The 17,458-nt window shown below is 47.6% G+C and carries 15 protein-coding genes; 14 read left to right on the forward strand and 1 reads right to left on the reverse strand.

Annotation, left to right across the window (positions count from 1 at the left end):
• The first annotated feature begins 423 nt into the window (after positions 1-423).
• From P403_RS0113895 to nrdG, 7 genes are all read left to right on the forward strand, one after another.
• Positions 424-813, forward strand: a complete 390-nt coding sequence (locus tag P403_RS0113895) for a CidA/LrgA family protein (protein ID WP_029333206.1) — start codon at positions 424-426, stop codon at positions 811-813.
• A complete protein-coding gene (locus P403_RS0113900; protein WP_029333208.1) occupies positions 806-1,486 on the forward strand; it encodes an LrgB family protein in 681 nt (226 codons plus the stop codon). The genes P403_RS0113895 and P403_RS0113900 overlap by 8 nt, the downstream gene beginning before the upstream one ends.
• Positions 1,487-1,574: 88 nt before the next feature.
• Positions 1,575-2,123, forward strand: a complete 549-nt coding sequence (locus P403_RS0113905; RefSeq protein WP_029333209.1) for an AAA family ATPase — start codon at positions 1,575-1,577, stop codon at positions 2,121-2,123.
• A 93-nt stretch (positions 2,124-2,216) separates the two neighbouring features.
• On the forward strand, positions 2,217-4,241 hold the full coding sequence (locus P403_RS0113910) for a HAMP domain-containing sensor histidine kinase (protein ID WP_029333210.1): 2,025 nt from the start codon (positions 2,217-2,219) through the stop codon (positions 4,239-4,241).
• A 117-nt stretch (positions 4,242-4,358) separates the two neighbouring features.
• A complete protein-coding gene (locus P403_RS0113915) occupies positions 4,359-4,811 on the forward strand; it encodes an NUDIX hydrolase (protein WP_051667422.1) in 453 nt (150 codons plus the stop codon).
• A 138-nt stretch (positions 4,812-4,949) separates the two neighbouring features.
• Positions 4,950-6,785, forward strand: coding sequence for an anaerobic ribonucleoside triphosphate reductase (locus P403_RS0113920; RefSeq protein WP_152638928.1), 1,836 nt, complete (start codon positions 4,950-4,952; stop codon positions 6,783-6,785).
• The gene (nrdG, locus tag P403_RS0113925; RefSeq protein ID WP_029333214.1) at positions 6,757-7,227 is read left to right on the forward strand and encodes an anaerobic ribonucleoside-triphosphate reductase activating protein; all 471 of its coding nucleotides are present in this window, start codon (positions 6,757-6,759) and stop codon (positions 7,225-7,227) included. The genes P403_RS0113920 and nrdG overlap by 29 nt, the downstream gene beginning before the upstream one ends.
• A gap of 114 nt (positions 7,228-7,341) precedes the next feature.
• On the opposite strand, the gene P403_RS0113930 is transcribed toward nrdG, so the two are convergent.
• The gene (locus P403_RS0113930; protein ID WP_029333215.1) at positions 7,342-8,814 is read right to left on the reverse strand and encodes a DHA2 family efflux MFS transporter permease subunit; all 1,473 of its coding nucleotides are present in this window, start codon (positions 8,812-8,814) and stop codon (positions 7,342-7,344) included.
• Between the two features lie 179 nt (positions 8,815-8,993).
• Between P403_RS0113930 and P403_RS0113935 the strand changes: the two genes are divergently transcribed.
• The 7 genes from P403_RS0113935 to P403_RS0113965 all read left to right on the forward strand — a co-directional run bounded on the left by P403_RS0113935 (position 8,994) and on the right by P403_RS0113965 (position 17,449).
• Entirely contained in the window at positions 8,994-9,902 is a 909-nt protein-coding gene (locus P403_RS0113935; RefSeq protein WP_029333219.1) for a TetR/AcrR family transcriptional regulator, read from the forward strand.
• A gap of 66 nt (positions 9,903-9,968) precedes the next feature.
• Entirely contained in the window at positions 9,969-11,414 is a 1,446-nt protein-coding gene (locus P403_RS0113940; protein WP_029333221.1) for a SulP family inorganic anion transporter, read from the forward strand.
• Positions 11,415-11,501: 87 nt separating this feature from the next.
• Positions 11,502-12,329, forward strand: a complete 828-nt coding sequence (locus P403_RS0113945; RefSeq protein WP_029333222.1) for a fumarylacetoacetate hydrolase family protein — start codon at positions 11,502-11,504, stop codon at positions 12,327-12,329.
• A 247-nt stretch (positions 12,330-12,576) separates the two neighbouring features.
• A complete protein-coding gene (locus P403_RS0113950) occupies positions 12,577-13,323 on the forward strand; it encodes a DeoR/GlpR family DNA-binding transcription regulator (RefSeq protein ID WP_029333224.1) in 747 nt (248 codons plus the stop codon).
• A complete protein-coding gene (gene pfkB, locus P403_RS0113955) occupies positions 13,320-14,240 on the forward strand; it encodes a 1-phosphofructokinase (protein ID WP_029333225.1) in 921 nt (306 codons plus the stop codon). Before P403_RS0113950 ends, pfkB begins: the two co-directional genes overlap by 4 nt.
• Before the next feature lie 19 nt (positions 14,241-14,259).
• Positions 14,260-16,194 carry a PTS fructose transporter subunit IIABC gene (locus tag P403_RS0113960; protein WP_029333226.1) on the forward strand — a complete coding sequence of 645 codons (1,935 nt, stop codon included), beginning with the start codon at positions 14,260-14,262 and terminating at the stop codon, positions 16,192-16,194.
• Positions 16,195-16,303: 109 nt separating this feature from the next.
• A complete protein-coding gene (locus P403_RS0113965; RefSeq protein WP_029333227.1) occupies positions 16,304-17,449 on the forward strand; it encodes an FUSC family protein in 1,146 nt (381 codons plus the stop codon).
• Positions 17,450-17,458: the final 9 nt, after the last annotated feature.

Raw genomic sequence — 17,458 nt, forward strand, 5'->3', positions numbered from 1 at the left:
AAAAACGCACTTTTCCCCGTAGGAGTCTACGAAACGTGACGCTTTTTAGGTAACACTATGACGGAACGCCAGTCATGCAGACGGTTTAGGGCGCAATCCGTCTCGAATCGCTTTTAAAGCGAAAAGCAATCGGTCGCGACCCTGCAGCTTTGCTGTAGAGGCGCGGAAGATTGCCGCTTTGAAGACGAGACGAGACAGGGAAGCGCGACCGGATTGTCTCTCGTTATCGCATCTTCACGCTTCATACACGTTTATCTGTTCAATAACAATTTTTCATCCTTAAAGCTGCCCTGTATCAAGAAGTGTCCCTTTAATTCGTGTGAGAACGATTACATCAAATAATTTGACTCATTTCATTGATTGTTCACAAACAGAAGCGGATAATGAACAGTGAATTCGGTTCATACGAGGGGAAAAGGAATTATGTCTACAAAAATGCGCGCACTTCTTTCATTGATTGGGCAAGTGATACTGATCACTTGTTTTGCGACAATCGGTGAACTGATCAGTAAAAGCTTTGACTTAGCGTTACCGGGGAATATCGTCGGACTCTTGTTGCTCTATTTAGCGCTCAAGGCGAAAATCGTTCAAGTCAAACACGTCGAACGGGGCGGCCGACTGTTGCTGCTCATCATGCCGTTGTTCTTCGTTCCGGCATTGTCGGGAATCATGGACTATACTGCATTCTTACGCCAGTACGGCTTACAGGTCGTCTTGATCGTCATCATGAGTAGCTTGCTGACGCTCGTCGGTTCTGCCTACATCGTCGATCGGCTTGCTCACCGGAAAGATGGGGTGACGCCACGTGATTAAGGCACTATTTTGGTTGATTCTGACGATTGTCATTTTTTTGATTGGATTTGCCGGGTATCGGCGGTATCCACGCGTCTGGACGTTACCGATTTTGACGGTGACGGCAACGATGATTTTGATTTTGTCACTGACAGGTGTCTCCCACGCGACCTATATGACGGGCGGGCAGTACTTGACGAAAATGCTCGGTCCTGCCATCACCGCCTTCGCGATTCCGCTTTATACGGTCCGGCACCACGTCCGGCGTTTCTTGCCGGAAATTGGTCTAGGGGTCGTCATCGGGACGAGCATCGCCTTGACGTCAGATATCGTGTTCGGACTGTTGTTACATCTCGGACGGACGACGAATCTGGCACTGCTCCCGAAATCCGTCACGCTCCCCGTCGCTTTGTCGATTTCAGAGCGTTCGGGTGGAACGGCGACCTTAACCGCGACGTTCGTCCTGATGACAGGTCTCGTCGGTTCACTTGTCGGTCCACGCTTGATGACGGGGTTAAAGATTCGTCACTTCGTCAGTCGGGGTGTCGGACTGGCTTCGATTGCCCATGTCATGGGTGCAACGAAATCGATGACGCTCGACCAGCGGGAGGGTACGGTCGGATTGCTGACGATGGTGCTGACGGCGATTTTTGCGAGTGTCCTGGCGCCCTTCATCATCCGCTTCATTTATTAACAGGCAAAAAAGTCGTCCGACGGTTGAAACCGGCGGGACGGCTTTTTCGTATGTCTATCATGCTAGTGACAAGGGAGACGGGGACATCATGATTATTTGGATTAACGGAACATTTGGAGTCGGGAAAACGACGGCGGCTAAGGGGTTACAACAAAGAATACCGGAATCTGTAATCTTCGATCCGGAATCAGTCGGTCAGTTGTTAAGAGAACAATTCCCGTCGACACGCATGTACGATGATTTTCAAGATGAACCGTTGTGGCGGGAACTAACACGGGTGCTTCTCGAACGGAGTGATCAATCCGGCGAGCGGACGATGATTGTCCCGATGACGGTGACGAATCCGATCTATTTTGATGAAATCATCGGTGAATTGAGACGACGGGGGCATCTCGTCCATCATGTTTCATTGATGGCTTCTACGACTACGGTCAAACGACGTTTACTTCGGCGATTTGAACGACCGGATTCCTGGGGAGGACGGCAGGCCGAGGCCCGCATTCAAGCATTGACGAATCCGCTGTTCAATCAACACATCGAGACTGATCAACTGACGAAACAAGGGGTCGTTGATGCGATTGTCCTGAGTTGTGACCTGCATGTAGCACCGCCATGCCGTAAACGTATCTTTTCATGATTGATTCACCCGAATTCAGGGAATTAACAGGAAGATACGAGATGGGTTAAAGACATCCCTGTATTTTTTGAATATAAGTAGGGGGATTTTTTTATGAGAAACTGGATGACTGAAAAGATAGGAAGACAACTGATGGCGATTTTTTATGGGGTATTCGCGATCGGAGCATTGACGTCATTTGCGAGCTACCTATATATCGACGGCGCAGCAAGTCAGACGAAACGTCAAGTACTCGACCAATTAGAGAAAACACAATGGTTCTGGTTCTTGAACTTACTGATTTTCATTTTGTGTCTTGTGTTCATCGTTAGACCGATCATCAATCGGTTGACGGAACAGCTGCAAGAGCTGACGAAGAAAAGTCACCGTCTTGCAGAAGGAAAGTCGATTTCTTTAGAGTATGACCGCCAATCGAACAATGAAGTCGGTCAATTAACAGACTCCTTTTACGAGATGGCCGAGTCTATTTCGTCTCAACATGCCGAGCTATCACGACAAAATCGAGAGCTCGAACAAAAACAAGATGATTTGACCGGTAAGCAAAGTAAACTTGAACAGTCTTTGACGGCAACACGTTCGAATGAATTGTACCTGAAAGATCGGAATGAATTGATTGAGACGTTGGCTTCGAAAGAAAGTTTGTTTGATTTTTCTTCCGTCATCAGCACGATCGTCCGTTTGACGAAAACGGAGTTCGGGGCATTACTTTTCATCAAGAATAATGAGATTACGTCTGTTGTACCAAAAGAGATGACCGATGAGCAGCAAGAGAGCTTAAAAACGGAATCGTTACTGTTGAAACGGGTCATGGTCTCAAAAGAAAGTGCACAATCGACGAAACAAGTGACCGACGATCGATTGTTAGGGTACCCGTACTACATGCATGAAGCGGTCATTCCAATCATGGATCCGGCAAAAGATGAATTGATTGCTTGCCTCTATTTAGCACGATTTGATGAAGCGTTCACGGAACATGACATCATCGAATTGGCATCGTTCGCAAAACAGATTGCGATTTCACGGATGCGGATGACGTTATATGAACAGATGGACTATGAGCGGGCGGAGACGGCGCAGCTGTTAAATTCTGTCCGTGAAGCGATTTTATACGTCAAACATGAAGAACAGGTGATACTCGGGAACCGGGCATTGTTTGAAATCTTCCAGTCGCTTCAGATTGAGGAAGAAACAGATATGACGACGTTTCTTGAAGTCAATCCCGAGACGATGTTCGAACAGATGGATCAACGAGAGGCATTCGGAACGTATTTCGAGGAGGTCCTCGCTGGTCAGATTCCGACCGATATGTTTTCCTTATCGATAGACGACGGCACATACTTTATTCAAGTCTATGCTGAAGAAATCGTTCATGAGGGACAACCAATCGGGACGATCCTCGTTTTCCGAGATGTAACGCCTGAAACGGAAGTTGACCGAATGAAGTCCGAACTCGTTTCGACGGTCTCACATGAACTACGGACACCCTTATCGTCAATCTATGGGTTTACCGAGTTGATGTTAAAACGGGACTTAGGCCCGGATCGGAGTAAACGGTATTTACAGACAATCCATGACGAATCAAAACGTCTAACTGATCTCGTCAGTGATTTCTTGAACGTACAACGGATGGAATCAGGCAAGCAGTCATACGAAAAAGAAGTATTTAATCTCCTCGATGTCGTCAAAGAGCAAATTCAGTTTCATCAGGCGACGACGGAACAGCATACCCTTCAACTCGATGCGGATCAAGGGCAGACATTCCTGGTGGAAGCCGATCGCAACAGCATGAGGCAGTTGCTTGGCAATTTACTGAACAATGCTGTGAAATACTCGCCAGACGGGGGTGAAATCATCATTGGTTTACTCGAGCATGATGCAAACATCGAACTGAGTGTCCGCGATTTTGGTGTCGGGATTCCTGTCAGCTCGACGCCGCACCTGTTCAGTAAGTTTTATCGCGTCGACAACTCAGATAGTCGTAAAATCGGCGGAACGGGACTCGGATTGTCAATCTGTAAAGAAATCGTCCGTGAGCATGACGGAACGATTGAAGTCGAGTCCGTCTTAGGTGACGGGGCACTCTTTAAAGTCATGTTACCGAATGCAACTAAAAAGTAAGCAAGCTACCTGTCTCTTCAACAAGTTATTTTGTTGGAGCGGCAGTTTTTTGTAGGGAATGTTTAAGGGCATCGCGAATGGTTAAACGGAAACAAGTAGCTGAAAGGGGATGAAACGATGCGAGAGTGGCATGGTGCAGCAGCAGTTTGTGTCAATGAGGAAAATCAAGTATTGATGGTCAAAAGTTATGGTTCCGAGGCGTGGGCCGTCCCGTCCGGTGGAATCGAGCCGGGAGAGACGGCAGGCGAATGCTGTGTGCGAGAAGTCATGGAAGAGACCGGGTATCCCGTAAAGGTTAAACAGAACCTATTTACGAAGCAGACCGTCATCCAAACGATTCAAGTTGAAACGACCTATTTTGAAATCATCCGAATCGGTGACAGTCAAGGGATCAACGACCCGGACGAAACGATTGAACAGATAGCGTGGATGTCGCGTGCTGCACTCGACACCATTGAACACATGTATCCGGAAGATGTTCTTTTTTTGACGGAGTGGCTCGACGGTCGTGAGAATCCTCATAGCGCTCCGAAAGTTCAAAAAGCGTGCCTGGAGCTGAAGAATACGTAAATTCTACAACCATTTCGTGAAAAATGAGTCCGTTCACTTGCAAAAAATCAAAAGTATGCAGGGATTGCTGATGCAGAATCTTCCTAGATATAGTAGTCGTACAGACAGAAATAAAGCGACAGCTAGGGAGTGATAATGATGGAAGTGAACACCTTGTACCGACAAGTGATTGAGGAACCAACGACTAACCATGTCCAAGAAAATGCCAACATCGATGGCAAAGCACCGCTCGCGAAGTTGAACCGGATCGCGAGTACGGCGGCGCGGGCGATGATGGAAGACCTGCTCGTGACGCCTCGCGTTAAACAAGCGTTAGCGGACAATATTCTGTATATCCATGACGCTGACTACTATGTCACGGGAACGACGACCTGTTCTCAAATTCCGTTAGGCCGCTTACTGACGAACGGGTTCCAGATGAGTCACGGGTCAATTCGTCCAGCACAAGATATCCGTTCTGCGATGGCGCTCGCTGCAATCATTATGCAAGCGAATCAAAACATGCAGCATGGTGGGCAAGCCTTTCCGAATTTTGATACCGATTTAGCTCCCTTCGTCGAGAAGACGTACGCACGTCAAATGAAGAAAATTAATCAGATTGCTCCGAGCTGGTCGAAGGCACGTCGCGCGAGATATGCGCGCCAAGAAACATACGAGATCACCTATCAAGCATGTGAAGCCTTCATCCATAATACGAATTCAATGCACTCACGCGGTGGCGGACAAGTTCCTTTTATCTCGATTAATTACGGGACGGATACTTCAGTTTACGGTCGGATGCTGACGAAGGCCTTACTTGAGGCGACACTGGCAGGTCTCGGAAAAGGAGAGACACCAATCTTTCCGATTCAGATTTTTAAAGTCAAAGCAGGCGTGACGTTAAATCCGGGTGACCCGAACTACGATTTATTTCAGCTCGCGACGAAAGTGACAGGAAAACGGCTCTTTCCGAATTTTGCGTTTTTAGATGCCCCGTTCAACGTCAGCAAGACAGCAGAAGAAGTTGCCTACATGGGTTGCCGAACACGCGTTTTTGAACATCGTCAAGGGGAAGCTTCCGTGACGGGGCGGGGAAATCTGTCGTTTACGAGTCTGAACCTCGTTCGGCTTGCCTTGACGAGTCAAACGGTCGATCATATGTTTACGGCATTGACGGAATATACGAAGCTTGCTTGCGAACAGTTGCTCGAACGGTATCAGTACCAAGCAAATCGACGGGCAGAGGAATTTCCGTTTCTGTATCAACACGTCTGGCGCGACGGGGAGACGCTTCAACCGACCGATCGCGTCGAGCCGGTCCTGCGCCACGGGACGCTTTCAGTCGGATTCATTGGTCTCGCGGAAGCGCTCGTCGTTTTGACAGGACATGATCACGGCGAATCAGCGATTGCCCATAACATCGGCCGGGCGTTGATTCAGACAATGCGTCACGTTGTCGATCAGTTCGGGGATGAGACGGGATTGAATTTTTCACTGATTGCGACACCGGCGGAAGGATTGTCTGGAAAATTCACGGCGCATGATGTCGCAAAGTTTGGTTTGATTGCCGGTGTGACAGATAAAACCTACTATACGAACTCGTTCCATCTTCCGGTGACGGCAACGGTAACGATGCGTCAAAAGATTCGCCTCGAAGCACCGTTTCACGCGCTGTGTAACGGAGGACATATTACCTATGTCGAGACGGATGGAGCGCTCGCAGAAAATCCGCAAGCCGTCGAGGATATCGTCCGGATGATGGCGGCAGAAGGAATTGGCTATGGCTCAATCAATCATCCAATCGATCGTTGTTTGACCTGTCGGACGGAACAGACAATCGAACAGACGTGTCCAGTCTGTGGCGGAGAAGACATTGAACGGATTCGGCGGATTACGGGATATCTCGTCGGGACGATGGCGCGCTGGAATGAAGCGAAACGGGCCGAAGAACAGGACCGGGTCTACCATGGTACGACTGCTATCGATCGTCGCTGATTCAGTCGTCGATGGTCCCGGCTTACGGACGGTCATCTTTTTCGCCGGCTGTCCACATCGGTGCCGAGGCTGTCATAATCCATCATCGTGGTCGCCTGAGGCAGGTACAACCTACTCGACTCCTGACGTCATCAAGTGGGTCGAGGAAATCGGATCAAAACGAATTACGCTGTCGGGCGGTGAACCATTCGCTCAAATCGAGGCACTCGAACAACTCGTCCTGATATTGCGACCGGACTATGAGATTTATTTGTTTACCGGATATCGGATTGAAGACTTAGTTAAAGAGGAACGCGCGTGTCGAATCTTACGGCAGGTGGATTGTTTGATTGACGGACCATATGTGAAAGAACTTCATGATCGGAGTCTGGCCATCCGTGGCAGTACGAACCAACGGATTCTCTCCACAAAACAGATTGAGCAGTATATCAAGAACAGGTAGCGGATGAACGACTTGCAAACAAAAAACGCCGATGCTCCCATGTTTCATCCGGGGCGATCGGCGTTTTCTGTGTCTATTCTTTTCATTCATAACGGAAGGAAGCGAAAGCTACCGTTACGCATATTTTTTTTCAGCGACCGTTTCGACGACCGTTAATGTTTCCGATGGACGCTTTTTAATGAAGAACGAAAGGATTAAGGCGAACAAGGCGAGCAATGTCGCGATGAAGAACGTATCATTAATCCCTTCGACCATTGCTTGCGTCATGATTGTTTTCGGTGCTGTCGTCGGTGTTGCGTTCGCAGCAAGATCCGTTGCGTAACTCGCTGTCCGTGATGTCATGACGGAAATGAGTAATCCGGAACCGATTGCTCCTGATACTTGCGACAACGTATTGTTGAGTGCCGTACCATGCGGTGTCAAATGTTGCGGAATATGATTGAGACCGTTCGTCATGACGGGCATCATGACCATCGAGATGCCGAGGAAGCGTAATGTGTACATGATGACAAGGAACGAATACGCTGTATCTGCCGTCAAACGACTGAAGAAGAACGTTGTTAAGACTGTCAACGACAATCCGATGATGGCAAGCACCCGGGCACCGAACCGGTCAAACAAGCGGCCTGTGATCGGAGACATAAACGCCATGACGAGTGCACCGGGTAACATCAAAAGTCCAGAGTGGAACGGGGAAATCCCACGAATCGTTTGGACATAAATCGGCATCAAGATCATCGCCGAGAACATCGACATGTTAAGGACCATTGAAATCCCTTGTGATAAAGCAAACATCGGATATTTAAAAATCCGGAACTCGAGCATCGGTTCGTCGAGACGTAATTGTCGTATAATGAATGAGACGAGGCTGATGACGCCGACTGTCAAGGAGCCGATGACAGCGAATGATCCCCAACCGGCTGAACCGGCTGAACTGAATCCGTACAACAAGCCACCGAATCCAAAACTGGACAACACGAGGGACAGGCGATCGATGCGTAAACTGCTTGTGACGACTTCTTTTTTTAGTAAGAAGAAACCAAGAACAAGAACAAGTGCAGCGATTGGTGTCACGATGTGGAACAGCATCGGCCATTCGTAATGCTCAAGGACCCAACCGGACAGAGTCGGACCGATTGCCGGTGCAAATGTGATGACGAGTCCGAAAATCCCCATCGCTTGCCCGCGTTTCTCGATTGGGAAGCCGGTGATTAAGACGTTCATTAATAACGGCATCATGATAGCAGAACCAGATGCTTGTAACATCCGTGCACCGAGTAAGACGGGGAAGAGCTCCGTTTGACCCGCGACGACAGTTCCAATCGTAAATAAGCTCATCGCCGTCAGAAACAGCTGGCGGGTTGAGAACTTTTGGACGAGAAAGGCAGACGTCGGAATCATGATGCCGTTGACGAGCATATAACCTGTCGTCAGCCACTGGGCCGTACTGGTTTGAATATCGAGCGAAACCATAATGGAAGGTAAGGCGATATTTAATAGCGTCGAGTTGAGGACGGCAACGAACGCGCCTGCCATGAGGACAGCTAAAATAAGATAAAGTCGAGATGATTGCTTGGTTGATTGCATTTCGTTATGCTCCTTTTATACTACGTGTCTAATTTGTTATACTTTGATTCTACAACTTAGTTATCTTACCGCCTGGAACAAAACATTACAAATTATTTGCTTTATACAGTAAAATAAAAAAGATTGAGGTAAAATCGAATGTACTCAAAAAGATCTTTTACTAGAAGAGGAATTAGAAAATGAACCCAAAAAAGAAACAACTCCTGGATGCTGCCTATCGTCTGTTCGTCGAAAAGGGATACCAGTCGACATCGATTCAAGATATTCTCGATCATAGCAATGTCTCGAAAGGGACGTTCTATAACTACTTTTCATCGAAAAACGAATTGTTCATCGACGTCTTTAACGTCGTCTTTGAAAAAATGCGTAATGTTCGAAAAGACATTTTGGTCGGACGCGACGTGTCGGATTATGAGACATTCATCCAACAAGGTAACTGTTACCTTGAACTGATGCAAAAGTATAAGCTCTATACCTTGTTTGAAGAAGCTGTCGCTTCGAACGAAAAAGAACTGAAGGCGTTCATGGAAAAGAACCGATTACTTGAAATCGAATGGACCTATCACCGGATGCGTGATTTGTTTGGCGAGGAAAAAGCGCCATACTTGCTTGACTTCGCCGTCCTTTATACAGGGATGCTCCAATACGCGATGTACTTCTTCCGTCAGTCGGAAAAAAATACACAACCGGAGCGGGTCGTCCGTTACGTCTTTAATCGGTTGACACATTTCGTCGATGACGTCAGTCGAACGGAAGAACAATTGATTCCACCACGCTTCCTCTCCGTTTGGCTCGATCGTCCGCAAGATGAGGTCGTCATCCGAAAAGAACTGTTCGTAAAAACAAATGAACACATGAAACGGTTGATTGGCTTGTCGGCGATTTCAGACGCTTCAAGGGAAGCGCATAACGAAGTGCTTGATTTTGTCTATGAAGAACTGCTCGAACGAAAAAAACCAAAAATCCATCTCCTCCGTCGTGCCCTCGATACGCTCGACGAGGATCCAATCTTCTGTGGACAGGACATCATGGCGACGTATAAAGAAATGGTCGATGAAATCGTGATGATCCGGACAAAATCACAATGACTCTTGTTTGCGTCCCAAAAAGGTACTATGATAGGAAATAGACAAAAAAAAGAAATGAGGAATTAGATGTTTTCACAATGGAGAAAAGAGTGGCTGTTGCAACCTAAAACAGACATTCTGTCCGGAATTGTCGTCGCGTTGGCACTCGTTCCGGAAGCAATCGCCTTTTCTTTGATTGCAGGTGTTAACCCGATGGTCGGACTGTACGCTTCTGTCATCATCGCCATTATTATTTCAATTGCCGGTGGTCGACCAGGAATGATTTCTGCCGCGACAGGTGCGATGGCACTCGTCGTCGTTCAACTCGTTAAAGATCATGGTGTCGACTATTTACTCGCTGCCGGGATTCTCGCCGGGGTCATTCAAATCGTGCTCGGTTTCTTAGGCGTTGCGAAATTACTTCGCTTCATTCCGCGCTCCGTCATGGTTGGTTTCGTTAATGCGTTAGCGATTTTAATTTTTTCGGCACAACTGCCGCAGTTCGAAGGACAAAACTGGATCATGTACGCAATGGTCGCAGCGTCGCTTGCCATCATCTTAATTTTCCCGCGCTTTACAAAAGTATTGCCGGCACCACTCGTCGCAATCACGATCATGACGATTTTGACGGTCGTCTTTTCACTTGATACGCGTGTCATCGGGGATATGGGACAAATTTCTGCTTCACTACCAAGCTTTTTCTTACCGAACGTTCCGTTTTCACTCGAGACGTTACAAATCATTTTCCCGTATGCACTGTCACTTGCTTTCGTTGGTTTAATCGAGTCACTCTTGACGGCACGAATCGTTGATGAGATGACGGATACGACATCAAACAAGGCGACGGAATCACGTGGACAAGGAATCGCAAACATCGTTGCTGGATTCTTTGGCGGGATGCCGGGCTGCGCGATGATCGGTCAATCGGTCATCAATGTCACGTCAGGTGGTCGTGGTCGTCTATCGACCTTTACAGCAGGAGCATTTTTGATGCTGCTGATGGTCACGATGAATGACTTATTAATGACGATTCCGATGGGGGCACTCGTCGGCGTCATGTTCTTTGTATCGTATGCGACCTTTGACTGGGGTTCGTTCAAAATGTTGAAGAACTCACCGAAAAGTGACTCTGCTGTCATGCTCGCGACAGTCATCGTGACGGTCTTGACGGATGATTTATCGATGGGAGTACTCGTCGGCATCTTGCTTGCAGCGATTCTCTTCGCGTCGAAAATTTCGCGCATCAACATGACACGTCGTGTTGAAAACGATCAAGTCACGTATCAAATCAATGGACCGATCTTCTTTGCCTCGACGACGACATTTACTGAACAGTTTGATATCGTAGCCGATGCACAAATGAAACAAGTCGTCATTGACTTTACGAACGCCCATTTATTTGATGATTCCGCGACGGAAGCAATTGAAACGGTTGTCTTGAAATATCAGGCAGCAGGGACGAAAGTAGAACTCGTTGCATTAAATGAAGAATCACAAGCATTAATCGATCGGTTAGCGCACCGGATTGCATAATGAAGGACCGTCAGGATGAAAATCTTGACGGTTTTTTTGTATACCTGACCGGGTGAACGGTATACTAAGAAAAAAGGGGGAGTTTTCATGAAATGGTTTCGATTTGAACAAGAAGGACGGGAACGGATTGGTGTGGAGTCGGACGGACATCGGTATGACGTGACGACACAAGCCTATACGGATTCATTGCTCGAAGTCATCACACGGGGGTTTGAGATGGATGTTGATTTAGACATCGCACCATTGATTACAGAAGATGTCCGCTTGCTTGCACCGTATGTTCCAATGCGTAACGTCATTTGCGTCGGTAAAAATTATGCCGATCATATTAAAGAAATGGATACGGCAGGGGCGGGGAAATTCGTATTGTTCACGAAGGCACCGAGTGCGATTGTCGGGCCGTTTGATTCCATTGAACGCCATGCCGATTTAACGGATCAGCTGGACTATGAAGGCGAACTCGCCATCATCATCGGGACGACGGGGCGTGACTTGACACCGGAAAATGCACTGGACCACGTTTTTGGTTACAGCATCGTCAATGATGTGACGGCACGTGATCTTCAAAAAGAACACGTTCAGTTTTTCCGTGGGAAGTCGCTTGATGGCTTTTGTCCATTCGGTCCCGTCATCGTCACGAAGGATACGTTTGATCCGACTGACGTCCTGGTCGAGACGCGTGTCAACGGTCAAGTGCGTCAATCCGGTTCGACGAAGTTGATGATTCGTGACATCGTGACGATTTTGACGGAAGTCTCGCGCGGGATGACACTCGAAGCAGGAGATATCATCGCGACGGGTACACCTGCAGGCGTCGGTCATGGAATGAAGCCGCCTACGTACTTACAAACAGGCGATATCGTCGATGTATCGATTGAGGGAATCGGTCACCTTCGGAATGAAGTGAAAGCATAACGAACAACCGGGCTAAAAATTGAGAAGGTGATTTACTCATCTTTGAAAACCGTTCACTCCTTGAACGGTTTTTTTGTATAAACCGTCATATTGTGACCGTTTTTGATGTATAATTAATATGAAATCGACATTATTGTCGAATAAAGTCATAAAATGAACGTTTTTTATAGAAATAAATAAAAAAATGAACGATTTTGGTTGATTTTTAAATGTAAACGCTTTATATTAAAGATGCGGAGGGAAACCAATGTTAACGAAAAAACGCCATCAGCTGATTCTTGAGCTACTCGCTCGAGAAGAAGTCGTCAAAATGCAGACGATTGTCGAACGGACTGGAGCTAGTGAATCGACCATCCGTCGCGATTTATCACAACTGGAAACTGCTGGTCACTTACGCCGTGTTCATGGGGGAGCGACGGCAAACCATCTGCAGATTGATGAGCCGAGTTATGTCGAGAAAACAGATCGTTTCGTCGATGAGAAAAATCAAATTGCCCGAGCGGCGGCTGATTTAATCGAAGACGGCATGTATGTCTATCTCGATGCTGGAACGACGACGCTTGCCATCGTTCCTTATCTCGAACAGAAGGCGATTACGGTCGTGACGAACAGTCTTCCTCTTGCGAATACGTTACTCTACCACCGTATCCCGACGTTCGTCGTCGGAGGGCAACTCAAGCATTCGACGCAAGCACTGGTCGGCTACAATGCACGTGAAGGAATGTTGATTTACCACTTTGATGTCGCATTTCTTGGGATGAACGGCGTTCATCCGACGCAAGGATTTACGACACCAGATCCGGAAGAGGCACTCGTAAAGAAGACAGCGATTGAGTTAGCGAAAAAATCGTATGTGTTGGTCGACGAAACCAAGTTGGATGAAATCAGTTTTAGTCGCGTTGCACCACTTCGTGCAGCGACGATCATCACGATGGCATCGAACGAACAAACAGCGAAATACAGTCAATATACAGAGGTGGTGAACGCGAAATGATTTATACACTGACACTCAACCCGTCGATTGATTATTATGTATCTCTACCGGTATTTGAGGCAGGACAAGTCAATCGTGTCGAACAAGCAGAAAAAGTAGCAGGTGGAAAAGGAATCAACGTCTCACTCGTCTTAAAAAATTATGACGTCGAGACAGAAGCGCTCGGTTTTTTAGGCGGAAGTACAGGACAGTTCATTCGAAGTGAACTTGAAAAACAAGGCGTACTGACAGCTTTCACACCGATTGCTGACGAAACCCGGATTAACGTTAAAATTCGTGCCGATCAAGAATCGGAACTAAATGCAGCAGGTCCAGTTATTCAGGATGCAGAACTAGAGACGTTGCTCGCGACATTCGAAACAATGCAGTCAGGGGACATCGTCGTCTTCGCCGGAAGTATCCCAAGCAGTCTTCCACATGATTTATACAAAAAAATTGCACTCTTATTAAATGAACGCGGTGTTAAATTCGCCGTCGATACAACAAAAGAAGCGATGCTCGAAGTGCTACCACTCGGTCCATTCATGATTAAACCGAATCATCACGAACTCGGGGAAATCTTTGATGTCGATATCACATCAAAAGAAATGGCCGTCCCGTATGCCCAACAGCTTGTCGAACGAGGAGCGGAAAACGTCATTATTTCCTTTGCAGGTGACGGGGCATTGCTCGTCAACAAGCACGGGGCTTACACGGCGAATACGCCAAAAGGAAAACTCGTCAACTCGGTCGGAGCAGGGGATTCACTCGTCGCTGGGTTCGTTGCGAGTCATGCACTCGGACGTCCGCCGGAAGAAGCATTCCGGTACGCCGTGACGACTGGAAGTGCTTCCGCGTATTCATTCGGATTATGTACAAAAGCAGACATCGAACGGTTATTGACCGATGTCGAAGTCGTTGAACTCATTCAATCATAATAAAGGAGTGTGACTACTCATGAAAATTACAGATCTGTTAACACGCGATACGATTAAACTGGATTTACGTTCTGATACAAAAGCAAGCGTCATCGATGAGCTTGTTGAAGTACTCGACCGTGCTGGTAAACTAAACGACCGTGATGCTTACCGTGAGGCGATTTTAGCACGTGAAGCACAAAGTACGACAGGGCTTGGTGAAGGGATTGCGATTCCTCATGCGAAGACAGCTGCTGTTAAATCACCAGCAATCGCATTCGGTCGTTCGACAGGACTTGATTATGAAGCACTGGACGGACAACCAAGTCGCTTGTTCTTCATGATTGCAGCTGGAGAAAATGCGGACAACGCCCATCTTGAAACACTCTCGAAGCTTTCAGTCTACTTGATGGACAACAACTTCCGTGACACGATCCTCTCGGCTCGTTCGGAAGATGAAGTCATCGCGGCCATTGAAGCGAAGGAACGGGAAGAAGAAGGTCCTGTTGATGTGACACCGGAAACGGTCGATCAAAACGCACCTTACATCCTTGCTGTAACCGCTTGTCCGACAGGAATCGCCCATACGTACATGGCAGCAGATGCCCTCCGTCAAAAAGCGGAAGAGATGGGTGTCCGGATTAAAGTGGAAACGAACGGTTCGACAGGTGTTAAAAACGGTCTGACGGATGCTGACATTCAAGAAGCGACAGCAATCATCGTCGCTGCAGATAAAGCAGTCGAAATGGACCGCTTCAATGGCAAGCACGTCGTTGAAGTACCAGTCGCACAAGGAATCCGTAAACCAAAGGAACTGATTGATCGCGCCGTCAAACAGGACGCTCCTGTCTATAAAGGCAGCGGGTCAGGAAACAGCGGTACACCAGCACGTGGTGGATTCTACAAACACTTGATGAGTGGGGTTTCAGCGATGTTACCGCTCGTCGTCGCAGGTGGACTCTTAATCGCAATCAGCTTCTTCTGGGGAATCAACTCGTCAAACCCGGATGACCCGACGTATAACCAATTTGCAGGTCAATTGATGTCGATTGGTCAAGCCGCATTCGGTCTTTTAATTCCTGTCCTTGCTGGATTCATCGCGATGTCAATCGCTGATAAACCAGGTCTCGCACCAGGTTTGATTGCCGGTTTCCTCGCAAGCCAAGGGAATGCAGGTTTCCTCGGTGGTCTGATTGCCGGTTTCCTTGCAGGTTACGTAGTTCTAGTTCTTGTTAAAGCTTTGAAAGGTCTTCCGAAAGCTCTTGAAGGAATTAAACCAGTCTTGCTTTATCCATTGTTCGGTTCATTCATTACCGGTATGATCATGTTGCTCGTCATCAACGAACCGGTTGCAGCGTTCATGACATGGTTGACAGATTCACTTAACGGACTTAGTGGCGGTAACGCCATCCTCCTCGGTATGCTCGTCGCAGCGATGATGGCAATCGATATGGGTGGTCCGATCAACAAAACAGCATACGTCTTCGGTACGGCAGCACTTACAGCAGGGAACACGGAAGTCATGGCTGCAGTCATGGCAGGCGGTATGGTACCACCACTTCTCGTCGCGTTCTCATCAACATTGTTTGCACGTAAGAAATTTACACCGCAGGAACGTGAAGCAGGTATCGCTGCTTACGCAATGGGTGCATCATTCGTCACGGAAGGTGCGATTCCATTCGCGGCAGCAGATCCACTTCGTGTCATCCCGTCAAGTGTCATCGGTTCAGCAATCGCTGGTGCACTGACAATCGTCTTCGGTGTCTTACTTCCAGCACCACACGGCGGCGTATTCGTCTTCCCGTTACTCGACGGGCCTTCAGGCACATTGATGGCAGCACTCAGCTACGCGGGTGCCATCTTAATCGGTGCACTTGTCGGAGCGGCAATTCTCTCACTTTGGAAGAAACCGCTCGTCGATCAAGAACTCGCGAAAAAAGAAATGACATCTGGAACAGCTACAAAAGCATCGTAATCAAAACGAAATCACCCTCAGTTCGCTGGGGGTGATTTTTTTTGTTGCGTTTTCATGCTATTAAAGGAAGAATAGAGGGCATACTTACATTATGAAGGAGGGATCAACTATGGGAGGTCAATCCTTACAAATTGGACCACGTACCATCAAAACAGGACTAGCCGTTATTTTGGCATTAGTTATTAGCAATCTCTTTAACTTAAGCCCGATTTTACCTGGGATTTCGGCAGCAACGACATTGTTGCCTTCTGTTTATCAAAGATGGAAACAATTTTTAGAAGAGGCGGAGGCCAACTTGATCGGTGCCTTTTTAACGTTACTCGCCTTATGGATTCTCGGAGCGAATCCTGCGAACCCACTTGCGATCGGCATTGTCATCATGGCAGCGATTTCCATCCTGCTGGCGTTCGGATTCGGTCGGACGATTCCTCACGTCGTCTTGATGATCATCGTTATCTTGGAGAGTGTCGAAGGGGCGACAGAACCGCTTTGGCAAATCGTTTTGATACGGTATTTACTCGTGATGCTCGGGATTGCGTGTGCCCTCGGTGTCAATGCATTGATTTTCCCGCCACGGTACGGGAACGTTTATTATCAAAAAGCCTCAAAACTATTTGAGAAGCTGCTCGTCGTCACGCGGGCGATCGCTTTTGAAGGGAAGGTCGCTCCGTATCGCCCGGCAATCGACAAAATGAGTAAATCCCTACGCGAGACCCAACAATTATTTAACTTGCACCGGGAGGAAGTACGAGGGACACGCCAAAAACATGTCCCGTTGCTTCGTAACATCATCATCTTACAACACATGCAGTCGTGCTTGGAACGGAGTGTCGCGACGGCGGAACGTTTCCGGGAGCGGGAACAGGCCCTGTCGAACATCGCCGATGACTTACGCAGTGAATTGTTCTACCACGTCATGCATATCGCCCAGCGGCAGGAGAAAGTCCTGTTGACGTATGATTTATTGTTGACGGAAGAACCGCTCGCGATGGAAGACTTAGTGAAAGAAAATATCGCCTTCGTTAAACACTCTTTTCTCGATCGTGATGAGCTCGAAGAGGAAGAAATCATGGAAATTTTACCGATCGTCGTCGCGATGAATGAATGGATTCAAGAACTTGAAGCTTTTGAAAAACGGCTTCATGGCGCGTTAAAACGGCATGCGACGTCATTATCGATTGAACAGAAATCAGTCCGGGACAAAACATTTAATCGGTTTAAACGTAAAAAAGCGATTGACGAAAGCCAAAAGTAAGCGTATAGT

This window comes from Exiguobacterium oxidotolerans JCM 12280, assembly GCF_000702625.1.
Taxonomy (GTDB): domain Bacteria; phylum Bacillota; class Bacilli; order Exiguobacteriales; family Exiguobacteriaceae; genus Exiguobacterium_A; species Exiguobacterium_A oxidotolerans.